This is a genomic window from Providencia sp. PROV129 (genome assembly GCF_028482245.1).
Lineage (GTDB): Bacteria > Pseudomonadota > Gammaproteobacteria > Enterobacterales > Enterobacteriaceae > Providencia > Providencia vermicola.
In genome coordinates this window covers 17183-29221 of the sequence record NZ_JAMPQD010000023.1, presented here as the reverse complement: position 1 = coordinate 29221, position 12039 = coordinate 17183, and the positions used below count along the sequence as shown (strand labels likewise).

The following is a 12039-nucleotide window of genomic DNA, read 5'->3' as shown; positions in this document are numbered from 1 at the left end:
ATTCATGAGGTATAAATATTGAGATAAAAACCAAAGTCCTTAAGTCTTTCAAATTATAGCTGTGTTAGCGGCACAAACCGACCCTAGTCACATACTTGTGTATGCTCCTAGGGATCAATTTGCTTGCTGCCTTGCTCTAATTCGAAATTCATGAGGTATGAGTATTGAGAGATAAAAGGAAAAACAGAAATAATTCATTCATCGAATGGATAAATAGCGTACAGAATTTTTTGCTAACAAAATATTTGTTAAATAATGGTGGTTTTTTGTGCGATTTTGCGCTTATTTCTTGCGCCAAAGGCGGTGCGGCACTAGACTAGTCGCCTGTTTTTTTTAGATTGATGTCAATACAATGCGTGTTTCTGATTTTACTTTTGAATTACCTGAAGAACTGATTGCCCACTACCCACAGGCTGAACGTAGCGCTTGCCGCTTATTAAGTCTAGATGGCGGATCGGGGCAGCTAACGCATGGTGTTTTTACGGATGTTCTAGAAAAATTGGAGAAAGGGGATTTACTGGTATTCAACAATACTCGCGTGATCCCTGCAAGGCTATTTGGTCGTAAAGTTAGCGGCGGTAAAATTGAAGTTCTCATTGAACGCATGTTGGACGAGCACCGTGTATTAGCACATGTTCGCGCCTCAAAAGCGCCGAAAGAAGGCTCTGAATTGTTGCTGGGTGAAGATGAAAGCGTCAACGCCACGATGGTGGCGCGTCATGGAGCTTTATTTGAGCTCCGTTTTGATGATGAACGGGATGTGTTGAGCATTTTGAACCAAATTGGTCATATGCCATTGCCACCTTACATCGACCGACCTGATGAAGAAGCGGACAAAGAGCTTTATCAAACCGTGTATAGTGAAAAACCGGGGGCTGTCGCAGCACCAACGGCTGGCCTACACTTTGATGAGCCTTTGCTTGAAGCTTTGCGCCAAAAAGGTGTCGAAATGGCGTTTGTCACGTTACATGTTGGCGCGGGGACGTTCCAGCCTGTTCGTGTTGATACCATCGAAGACCACATCATGCACTCCGAATATGCGGAAGTGCCACAAGATGTGGTTGATGCGGTATTGGCGTGTAAAGCGCGTGGTAACCGTGTTATTGCAGTGGGAACAACGTCAGTTCGTTCATTAGAAAGCGCAGCTAAAGCCAGCCAAGATGCCTTAATTGCTCCATTTTTTGATGATACCCAAATTTTTATTTATCCAGGTTATGAATATCAGGTGATTGATGCACTCATCACTAACTTCCATCTGCCTGAATCGACATTAATTATGTTGGTTTCTGCATTTGCTGGATATAAAAACACAATGAATGCGTACAAAGAAGCGGTTGCTGAGCAATACCGTTTCTTTAGCTATGGTGATGCGATGTTTATCACCCCCAATGCGAATGCAAAATTCGAAAAAATTGGCGAATAATCAGTGATAAGCGGTGGCATCAGCTGCTTGCTTAGCAAATTAATATTATCGATAACATCAGACTGTTTTTCTGATGTTTGGAGGCAAACGTGAAATATGAATTACAAACGACCGATGGCAATGCACGCCGCGGCCGTTTAGTGTTTGAGCGCGGTGTGGTTGAAACCCCTGCATTTATGCCAGTGGGCACCTACGGTACCGTAAAAGGTATGACCCCAGAAGAAGTGAAAGAAACGGGTGCCCAAATCCTGTTAGGCAATACTTTCCACCTGTGGTTACGTCCCGGCCAAGAAATCATGAAGTTGCATGGTGACCTCCATGACTTTATGCAATGGCAAGGCCCGATTTTAACGGACTCTGGCGGTTTCCAAGTCTTTAGTCTTGGCGCGATGCGTAAAATTAAAGAAGAAGGCGTACATTTTCGTAACCCAATTAACGGTGAGAAAGTTTTCTTAAGCCCTGAAAAATCGATGGAAATTCAGTACGACCTCGGTTCAGATATCGTAATGATATTCGACGAATGTACGCCATATCCAGCAGATTGGGATTATGCAAAGACCTCAATGGAAATGTCACTGCGTTGGGCTGCACGTAGCCGCCAACGTTTTGACGAGTTAAACAATAAAAATGCCCTGTTTGGTATCATCCAAGGCAGTGTTTACGAAGATTTACGTGATATTTCGGTTAAGGGGCTGGTGGAAATCGGCTTTGATGGTTACGCTGTAGGCGGCCTTGCCGTTGGCGAACCGAAAGAAGACATGCACCGTATTTTAGAGCATGTTTGCCCACAAATTCCGGCAGAAAAACCGCGTTATTTAATGGGAGTCGGTAAACCAGAAGATTTAGTGGAAGGCGTTCGTCGTGGTATCGACATGTTCGACTGTGTGATGCCAACACGAAATGCACGAAATGGGCATTTATTTGTCACGAATGGCGTGGTAAAAATTCGTAATGCGAAGTATAAATCTGACACATCAACGCTCGACGCGGATTGTGACTGCTACACTTGTCGTCATTACAGTCGTGCCTACTTGCATCATCTTGATAGATGTAATGAAATTCTTGGCGCAAGGCTCAATACCATCCATAATTTACGTTATTATCAACGTTTAATGGCGGGTATCCGCCAAGCCATTGAAGACGGTAATTTCGAAGAGTTTGCGAAAGATTTCTATCAAAAGATTGGAAAACCTGAACCTTCGTTAAATATCGAATGAATTTAAGTGCGAAATCACGCTAATCTGTGTAGCATAGTTAGCTTGGTTTATTCGTTAGACTTCGAATATAAACGCACTGAATTAGTTAGAGTCTGTACTTAAAATTGCTTTCAATAAAACAATGAGGAAAGTTGAATGAGTTTTTTTATTTCTGAAGCAGCGGCATCAGCAGGTGCACCAGCGCAAGGTAGCCCATACACCATGGTTATCATGCTTGTTGTTTTTGCGCTGATCTTCTATTTCATGATTTTGCGTCCACAGCAAAAACGTGCGAAAGAACACCGTAAATTGATGGAATCTATCACTAAAGGTGATGAAGTTTTAACAACTGGCGGTTTAATCGGACGTGTGACTAAAGTGTCTGAAACAGGTTATGTTGTTCTTGAACTGAGTGAGAACACAGAAGTAACCATCAAACGTGATTTCGTTGCTGCTGTTTTACCTAAAGGCACAATGAAAGCAATTTAATTCTGATTTTCCCGAAGGGAACTGCCGTGCTAAACCGTTATCCTTTGTGGAAGTATCTGATGTTGATCGTTGCGATCCTCATCGGTCTGCTTTATGCGCTTCCTAACCTATATGGTGAGGATCCGGCTGTTCAGATCACTGGCGTGCGGGGAACCGCCGCCAATGAACAAACGCTGGTCCAAGTCCAAAAATCGTTACAAGATGACAACATTGAGAGTAAGTCTATCTCTCTGGAAAATGGGGCAATTTTAGCCCGTTTCAACAACTCTGATGTTCAGTTACGTGCTCGTGAAGTCATCATGAATGCACTGGGTGACCAGTATGTTGTTGCATTAAACCTTGCACCTGCGACGCCTAAGTGGCTCGAAGCTGTCGGCGGTGAGCCGATGAAGCTGGGTCTTGACCTGCGTGGTGGGGTTCACTTCCTGATGGAAGTTGATATGGACACTGCATTAGGTAAGTTGCAGGAACAAAACATGGATGGTTTGCGTAATGACCTGCGTCAAGAAGGCATTGCGTACTCTTCTATTCGTAAAGGCAATGATTACAGCGTTGAAGTTCGCTTCCGTAATGCTGACGATCGTAGCCAAGCAGAAAAAGCACTAGCACGTAAATATCCAGACCTCGTGTTTAGTGATGGCAGCGACAACACGATGATCGCTGTGATGACCGACGAGCGCTTACGCGAAGCTCGTAACTATGCTGTTTCTCAAAACATTACTATCATCCGTAACCGTGTAAACCAATTAGGTGTTGCTGAGCCTTTAGTTCAACGCCAAGGTGCAGACCGCATTGTGGTTGAGTTACCGGGTATTCAAGATACAGCACGTGCTAAAGAAATCTTAGGCGCAACCGCTACATTAGAATTCCGCCTTGTCAATACCAGCGTGGATTCATCCGCTGCAGAAAGTGGCCGTGTACCAGGTGACTCTGAAGTTAAATATGACCGTGAAGGGGCGCCATATGTCCTGTATAAACGCGTTATTTTAACGGGGGATCATATCACTGACTCCACCTCTGAAGCTGATGAAAACGGTGCACCGCAAGTGAGCATCAGCCTTGATAGTTCTGGTGGTTCTATCATGTCTGACTTTACGCGTGATAACCAAGACAAGCTAATGGCAACGCTGTTTGTTGAATATAAAGACAGCGGTAAAAAAGATGCGACTGGCCGTTCAATCTTGGTGAAAGACGAAAAAGTTATCAATGCTGCACGTATTTCTGCACGTTTTGGTAGCAAATTCCGTATCACTGGTATCAATAATGGTAATGAGGCACGCCAGCTTTCATTATTATTACGTGCAGGTGCGTTGATTGCGCCAATTCAAATCGTTGAAGAACGTACTATCGGTCCAACACTGGGTATGCAAAATATCGAGCAAGGTCTGAAGGCGTGTATCGCGGGTCTGTTAGCGTCTATCCTGTTTATGATTATCTACTATCGTAAATTTGGTTTGATTGCGAGTAGCGCGCTGTTAGCGAACTTGGTGTTAATTGTGGGTGTGATGTCGTTGTTGCCAGGTGCAACACTTACCATGCCAGGTATTGCGGGTATCGTATTAACCCTTGCGGTTGCGGTCGATGCTAACGTACTGATCAACGAACGTATTAAAGAAGAGCTGAAAAACGGGCGATCCGTTCAGCAAGCGATTCATGAAGGTTATAAAGGTGCCTTCTCAAGTATTATCGATGCAAACTTAACGACATTGATCACCGCTATCATTCTATATGCAGTGGGGACGGGGTCGATTAAAGGCTTTGCAATTACGACAGCGATTGGTGTCGCAACCTCTATGTTTACAGCGATTGTAGGTACACGTGCGATTGTGAACCTGCTATATGGTGGTAAACGTATTAACAAGCTGTCAATTTAAGGAGCACGTTGTGGCACAGGATTATACTGTTGAACAATTGAACTATGGCCGTAAAGTCTATGACTTTATGCGCTGGGACAACGTTGCCTTCACGATTTCAGCTCTGTTATTGGTTGCATCAGTTGTCATTATCGGACTAAAAGGGTTTAACTGGGGTCTAGATTTCACTGGGGGGACGGTTATTGAGATTAACCTAAGTCAACCTGCTGATTTGGATAAAATTCGTGATAGCTTGTCTAACTCGAACCATAAAGACCCATTGATTCAAAACTTTGGTAGCAGCCGTGACATCATGATCCGTATCCCGCCAATTGAAGGTACTGCGGGTCAAGAAGTCGGCAAAGAGATTATTACGATTATCAACCAAAACGTTGATGATAAAGCCACTGTAAAACGAATCGAATTCGTGGGGCCGAGTGTCGGTGCAGAGCTGGCGCAAACAGGGGCATTAGCTCTGTTAACTGCGCTTATCTGTATTTTGATTTATGTCGGTTTCCGTTTCGAATGGCGTCTGGCAGCGGGTGCCGTATTGTCTCTTGCCCATGACGTGGTGATTACCTTGGGTATTCTGTCTCTGTTCCATATTGAGATAGATATGACCATCGTAGCATCATTGATGTCGGTTATTGGTTACTCGCTGAACGACAGTATCGTTGTTTCCGACCGTATCCGTGAAAACTTCCGCAAAATTCGTCGTGGTACACCGTACGAAATCATGAACGTCTCTTTGACGCAAACATTGAGCCGTACCATCATGACATCAGCCACCACATTATTAGTGGTTCTGATGTTGTACCTGTTCGGTGGTGCAATGTTGGAAGGCTTCTCACTGGTTATGTTAATCGGTGTAACTATCGGTACTATCTCATCTATTTATGTGGCTTCTGCATTAGCACTGAAGATGGGTATGAAGCGTGAACACTTGATGCAAGTAAAAGTCGAAAAAGAAGGCGCAGACCAAGAGTCATTACTGCCTTAGTTTTTAAAAACGATAAATAACTAAGCCAATTAGTACTCAAAATAGTTTGTGTTGTGAGTAGGCAGCAAGCGAGCGATATCCCTAGGAACATAGTAAACTATGTGACTAGGGTATCGGAGTGCAGCTAACACCCTCACAACACGAAATATGAAGAGTTACGAACACCTTGTAAGTTACCTTACAAGGTGTTTTTTCTTGCATAGTAGGGTAAACTATCCCTCCGTAAATAGGACTCAGGAAACGCTATGCATTGCCCATTTTGCTCAGCTGTAGATACGAAAGTCATCGACTCGCGTCTGGTTGGTGAAGGTGCTCAAGTCCGTAGACGCCGCCAATGTTTGCTTTGTCATGAACGTTTTACCACGTTTGAAGTGGCAGAACTTGTCATGCCCCGAGTCATTAAAAGTGATGAAGTGCGTGAGCCGTTTGATGAAGAAAAACTCAATCGCGGTATGCAAAAAGCGTTGGAAAAACGCCCTGTTAGCTCTGATGATATTGAACAAGCCATTATTTCTATTAAGTCCCAGCTCCGTGCGACAGGGGAACGTGAAGTTCCGTCGAAATTAATTGGTAGCTTGGTAATGGATGAGCTGAAAAAGCTCGATAAAGTGGCGTATATCCGTTTTGCCTCGGTTTATCGTAGTTTTGAAGATGTGCGTGAGTTTGGCGAAGAAATCGCGAAATTACAGGATTAGCGCCAATGATTGAACAAGATAACATTTACATGGCGCGTGCTTTTGAATTAGCACGTCTTGGCCGTTTTACCACATCACCGAATCCGAACGTCGGGTGTGTGATTGTACGTGATGGCGAAATTGTGGGTGAAGGCTATCACCAAAAAGCGGGTGAACCCCATGCGGAAGTGCATGCACTGCGAATGGCGGGCGAGAAAGCGAAAGGGGCAACGGCGTATGTCACCCTTGAACCTTGTAGCCATCATGGCCGTACACCACCTTGTGCAGAAGCATTGATTAACGCAGGCGTGAGTCGTGTTGTTGCCGCGATGCAAGACCCCAACCCACAGGTCGCTGGGCGTGGTCTGTACATGTTGTCTCAAGCGGGAATTGAAACTCGCAGTAATGTTTTATTAGAGGAAGCCGAAGCGGCAAACCGCGGTTTCTTAAAACGCATGCGTACTGGCTTCCCGTATATTCAGTTAAAACTTGCCGCCTCACTCGATGGTAAAACCGCGTTAGAGACAGGCGAAAGTAAGTGGATCACCAGTGCTGCGGCGCGTAAAGATGTCCAAGAGTTTCGTGCCCAGGCTAGCGCCATCTTAAGCACCAGTAGCACTGTGATTGCGGATGACCCATCTCTGACAGTGCGTTGGAACGAGCTCCCCGCGGATATTCAACACGTTTACCCAGAAAGCCAAGTGCGCCAGCCAATCCGTATTGTGCTGGATAACCACAACCGCGTGACGGCTGACCATAAAGTCACACAACTTGATGGTGAGTGTTGGTTAGTTCGCGCAACCCCAGAAGCAAACACATCATGGCAAGGAAAAGTTGAGCAGATTGCCGTTCCCGCTGATGATAACGGCACTGATCTGGTTATTTTAATGATGCAGCTGGCGAAACGTAACGTAAACAGTATTTGGGTAGAAGCGGGGGCCAAATTAGCGGGATCGTTACTCAAGCTGGGTATTGTTGATGAACTGATTGTGTATATTGCCCCTAAATTACTGGGCAACAATGCACGTGGTTTGGTTGATTTCCCTGCATTAAATGCCTTGGTGGATGCGCCAAGATTTGAATTTACAGATGTGACGAAAGTCGGTGATGACCTGCGTGTCAGGCTACGCCCTGTCTGGTAAGTGCGTTTTTTTGAAATTCGCGCATACGATAAACGAAAGAATGTGATAAAATCCGCGCCCCGCGGGTTATAATTAATATTAGAGGAAGACTATGAACGTAATTAAAGGTGTTGTTGCTGCGCCGAAAGCGCGTGTTGCTATCGCTATTGCTCGTTTTAACAACTTTATTAATGATAGTCTGCTGGAAGGCGCTGTTGATGCGTTAGAGCGTATTGGCCAAGTTTCAAACGACAACATTACTATCGTTTGGGTCCCGGGTGCCTATGAACTGCCATTAACCGCGAAAGCGCTAGTTGAAACTAAAAAATATGATGCCGTTATTGCACTAGGTACGGTTATCCGTGGTGGTACTGCTCATTTTGAATACGTTGCGGGTGAGTGCAGCTCTGGCCTGTCCCATGTTGCAATGAATAGCGAAGTGCCTGTAACTTTTGGTGTATTAACCACTGAAAATATCGAGCAAGCTATTGAACGTGCGGGTACTAAAGCGGGCAACAAAGGCGCTGAAGCTGCCTTAACAGCACTTGAAATGATTAATGTGATTAAAGCCATCAAAGGCAAATAATACACAAATAATGTGACGTCGCGGAGAGTGTGTAAACCTCTTTGCGACACAAATTATTGTGTATAGTTTTTAAATTTAAGGGGAATCTTGTGAAACCTGCTGCTCGTCGCCGCGCTCGTGAGTGTGCTGTACAGGCCATTTATTCATGGCAATTATCTGGCAATCCAATTGCTGAAGTCGAATATGAGTTTATTGCTGAACAGGACATGTCAGACGTTGACGTAAACTATTTTCGTGAACTGTTATCAGGCGTTGCGACCAATGCAACTAAGCTTGATCAACTGATGGCGCCATATTTATCTCGTCAACTCGAAGAGCTGGGTCAGGTAGAAAAAGCGATTTTACGTGTCTCTATGTTTGAATTGAGCTTCCGTGAAGATGTGCCTTACAAAGTCGCAATTAATGAAGGTATTGAATTAGCGAAAGTATTCGGCGCAGAAGATAGCCATAAATTCGTTAACGGTGTATTAGATAAAGCGGCACCAGCGGTTCGTCGTAAAAAATAATAATATCAGGGTTCCCTCCTGTAACACTACAGTAGTCGAGAGGTAGGCTGGGTTTCAGTCTACCTTTGTACTTATAGGCTCGTCGTACTTTAAGTTACGGGTGTATTGGCTAGAATTGGCTCAAATGCAGGTTTTAGTCTATTTTAGGAAGTGCAGTCATTTGCCGCCTATTTGTAACTTGAATTATTCAGAGTATAAATTATTTATTTCGTTTAAAACGAAAATAGAGATAGCGAAAACGGAAAATCTACCATGTCATATGGCGAATTTGACCTCATCGCACGTTACTTTAACCGTCAAACCACTAACCGACGTGATGTGAATATCGGTATTGGTGATGATTGTGCGTTGATGACCATCCCGGAAAAACAGCAACTTGCTGTGAGTACTGACACTCTCGTTTCCGGCATTCATTTCCTACCTACGATTTCTCCCGCTGACCTTGCGTACAAATCATTAGCCTCTAATTTAAGTGACCTTGCTGCAATGGGAGCTGATCCTGCATGGGTTTCTTTAGCTATTACACTGCCTTGTGTCGATTGTGAATGGTTGCAGTCTTTTAGTGATAGTTTGTTCGAACAACTAAATTATTATGGAATGCAATTAATTGGTGGTGATACGACTCGTGGGCCTATGAGCTTAACCTATACAGTGCATGGCTTAGTGCCAGTTGGTAAAGCAATGTCCCGTTCTGGTGCGCGTAATGGCGATTGGATTTATGTGACAGGCACATTGGGGGATAGCGCGGCAGGGCTCGCTATTTTGCAAGATAGACTGCATGTTGCGAACACCGAAGACAATGCGTGGTTAGTTGCTCGCCATTTGCGTCCTCAACCGCGTATTTTACAAGGCCAAGCCCTGCGTAATTTAGCCTCTTCAGCGATTGATATTTCTGATGGCTTGGTTTCCGATTTAAACCATATTTTAAAAGCCAGTGGCTGCGGTGCGCGGATCAACTTAGATTCGTTGCCACAATCGGAGGCGTTAAAACAAAGTTGTAGTGTAGAACAAGGGCGCTTATGGTCGCTCAGTGGCGGTGAAGATTATGAATTGTGCTTCACAGTACCTGAAATCAACCGTGGTGCGCTAGAAATGGCGTTAGCACATACAGGCTCTGGTTTTACCTGTATTGGGCAGATCAAACCCCAATCCGAAGGGATCCGCTACTTTTGCAATAACCAAGAAGTTGATGTAAACCTTAAAGGTTTCGATCACTTTGTTTCGGAAGGTGTTTATGGCGACTAGCCAAGAAAAAGTAGAAGCGAAAAAACGGCTAAACATGCGTAACCCATGGCATTTACTTGCTACGGGGTTTGGCAGTGGATTATCGCCGATTGTTCCTGGAACGATGGGCTCACTCGCTGCAATCCCATTCTGGCTATTGATGTCAGGGATGCCCGTTTGGAGTTTATGGGTGGTGATTGTTGCAGGCTTCTGGATTGGCTGTATGATTTGCCAACGCACGTCGGACGACATGAAAATTCATGACCACGGTAGTATTGTCTGGGATGAGTTTATCGGTATGTGGATTACGTTGATGGCGATCCCTGTGGTGGATTTTGAGTGGGTTGTCACTGCTTTCTTTATTTTCCGTATTTACGATATGTGGAAGCCTTGGCCGATCCGTATTTTTGACCGTAAAGTTGGCGGCGGTTTTGGCATTATGATCGACGATATCATCGCTGCGATTTTCGCTTATGTAACTGTCTGGCTATGTGTTAAGTTTAATTTGCTCTCATTTTTATGAGTAAAATAAGAAGGCCATCAATGGATGGCCTTGCTTGCTTGTCATCATTAACAAAATTATTCCTTTCGACGACTAATTCCCATTACTGATGTTTGTGCTAGCGTTAACCCTTTGGTTTCTGGAGCAAACAATATCGAAACGACTAAACCTAATAACGACACTCCCGCCCCCATCAATACCACATTACTAATACCATATTCACTGATAAACACAGGCAGAGCCCACGTAGAAAAGATGGTTCCGATACGGCTAATTGACATGATCACACCGACGGCAGAAGCACGGATATCCGTTGGGAACAGTTCATTTGGATAGAGCCATTGTAAGATCCCAGGCCCTCCAGAGAAAAAGGCGTAGATCCCAAACATAATGATCACCAGACAGATCCCAAGGTTGGAAAATAGCCCGAGGGTCGCTAGTGCAAGTGTCATAATGGCAAAGCTGCCAATAAGTAAGGGACGTCTGCCCATTTTATTGAGCCAATACATGGCAGGCAGGCAACCTAACATAAAGAATAGGCTGATCACGACGTTACCAAGTGCGGCGTTTTTACCTTGATCCCAACCGAGCTGCCCAACAATTTGTGGGCCGAAGGTATAGATGGCGAACATTGGGATCACTTGGCAAGTCCAAATAATTGCGGTAAATAAGACGAAGGAAAAATGACGTTTAGTGAATAATTGCAGGAAATGTGTTTTCTTCTGTTCTTCCGCTTCAAACACCACGGGTTGCCCGAATAGTTTTTCCATCATTTTTTCACATTCTTTAATTCGCCCTTTACGTATCAACCACAGTGGCGATTCAGGCAAATCAAAGCGACCGATCAAAATAACGATGCAAGGGATTACTGCGCTGCCTAGCATCCAGCGCCAGCCGCCTTCGACATCGTACAGCACATAGCCCACAAGGTTGGCGCAAGTTGCCCCCACATACCACATCGCCGCAATAAAGCCGACGGCAAATGCCCTTTGTTTGGTGTTTGAAAATTCGGTGATCATTGAGGTAGCGATGGGGTAATCAGCGCCAATCACAATGCCAATCAAAAAGCGCATGAGAAGTAGCTGCAATGGCGTGGAGACAAACATGGTGGCGACAGAAATGACGCCGATCGCCACAATGTCAATGAGGAACATTTTGCGTCGACCGACTTGGTCACATATATAGCCAAAGAGTGATGTACCGATAAATAACCCTGCAAGGGTTGCTGCGCCGAGTAAGCCTATCCACTCGCTGCTTAAATTGAGTAAAGGGGTGAGTTGTTCAAGTGCGACACCGATCAGAACCAATACATAACCATCAAGAAAAGGCCCGCCGCTGCCCCACAGCATGATCCGCCGATGCACGGAGGAGAATTGAATATCATCAAAACTTTTCGGTTTCATTGTGTATCCCAGTGTCAGCGTAAAATACGCTATAAAACTCTCGAAGTCTTTGAAACTTCGAG

Annotated in this window: 12 protein-coding genes; 11 read left to right on the top strand and 1 reads right to left on the bottom strand. The window is 44.8% G+C overall.

The features are described from left to right. The first annotated feature begins 352 nt into the window (after window positions 1–352). The 11 genes from queA to pgpA all read left to right on the top strand — a co-directional run bounded on the left by queA (window position 353) and on the right by pgpA (window position 10595). Entirely contained in the window at window positions 353–1423 is a 1071-nt protein-coding gene (gene queA, locus PSF27_RS16845) for a tRNA preQ1(34) S-adenosylmethionine ribosyltransferase-isomerase QueA (RefSeq protein ID WP_272681899.1), read from the top strand. An 89-nt stretch (window positions 1424–1512) separates the two neighbouring features. Next, window positions 1513–2640 carry a tRNA guanosine(34) transglycosylase Tgt gene (gene tgt, locus PSF27_RS16840; RefSeq protein ID WP_219245724.1) on the top strand — a complete coding sequence of 376 codons (1128 nt, stop codon included), beginning with the start codon at window positions 1513–1515 and terminating at the stop codon, window positions 2638–2640. A gap of 135 nt (window positions 2641–2775) precedes the next feature. After that, window positions 2776–3108: a preprotein translocase subunit YajC gene (gene yajC, locus PSF27_RS16835; RefSeq protein WP_004905542.1), complete on the top strand. Its 333-nt coding sequence runs from the start codon at window positions 2776–2778 to the stop codon at window positions 3106–3108. Window positions 3109–3134: 26 nt separating this feature from the next. Then, the gene (gene secD, locus PSF27_RS16830) at window positions 3135–4982 is read left to right on the top strand and encodes a protein translocase subunit SecD (protein WP_272538985.1); all 1848 of its coding nucleotides are present in this window, start codon (window positions 3135–3137) and stop codon (window positions 4980–4982) included. Between the two features lie 10 nt (window positions 4983–4992). Then, the gene (gene secF, locus PSF27_RS16825) at window positions 4993–5961 is read left to right on the top strand and encodes a protein translocase subunit SecF (protein WP_206084568.1); all 969 of its coding nucleotides are present in this window, start codon (window positions 4993–4995) and stop codon (window positions 5959–5961) included. A 245-nt stretch (window positions 5962–6206) separates the two neighbouring features. Beyond that, a complete protein-coding gene (nrdR, locus tag PSF27_RS16820; RefSeq protein WP_206084569.1) occupies window positions 6207–6656 on the top strand; it encodes a transcriptional regulator NrdR in 450 nt (149 codons plus the stop codon). Window positions 6657–6664: 8 nt separating this feature from the next. Continuing rightward, window positions 6665–7777, top strand: a complete 1113-nt coding sequence (gene ribD / locus PSF27_RS16815; protein WP_272539039.1) for a bifunctional diaminohydroxyphosphoribosylaminopyrimidine deaminase/5-amino-6-(5-phosphoribosylamino)uracil reductase RibD — start codon at window positions 6665–6667, stop codon at window positions 7775–7777. A 91-nt stretch (window positions 7778–7868) separates the two neighbouring features. After that, window positions 7869–8342, top strand: coding sequence for a 6,7-dimethyl-8-ribityllumazine synthase (ribH, locus tag PSF27_RS16810; RefSeq protein ID WP_206084570.1), 474 nt, complete (start codon window positions 7869–7871; stop codon window positions 8340–8342). An 89-nt stretch (window positions 8343–8431) separates the two neighbouring features. Next, complete coding sequence (nusB, locus tag PSF27_RS16805) at window positions 8432–8848, top strand: transcription antitermination factor NusB (RefSeq protein WP_036958557.1); 417 nt, start codon at window positions 8432–8434, stop codon at window positions 8846–8848. Window positions 8849–9100: 252 nt separating this feature from the next. Then, on the top strand, window positions 9101–10093 hold the full coding sequence (gene thiL, locus PSF27_RS16800) for a thiamine-phosphate kinase (protein ID WP_272538987.1): 993 nt from the start codon (window positions 9101–9103) through the stop codon (window positions 10091–10093). Next, the gene (gene pgpA, locus PSF27_RS16795; protein WP_206084572.1) at window positions 10083–10595 is read left to right on the top strand and encodes a phosphatidylglycerophosphatase A; all 513 of its coding nucleotides are present in this window, start codon (window positions 10083–10085) and stop codon (window positions 10593–10595) included. The genes thiL and pgpA overlap by 11 nt, the downstream gene beginning before the upstream one ends. 56 nt (window positions 10596–10651) lie before the next feature. On the opposite strand, the gene PSF27_RS16790 is transcribed toward pgpA, so the two are convergent. Continuing rightward, window positions 10652–11977 (bottom strand): MFS transporter, encoded by a 1326-nt coding sequence (locus PSF27_RS16790; RefSeq protein WP_206084573.1) that lies wholly within the window; start codon window positions 11975–11977, stop codon window positions 10652–10654. Window positions 11978–12039: the final 62 nt, after the last annotated feature.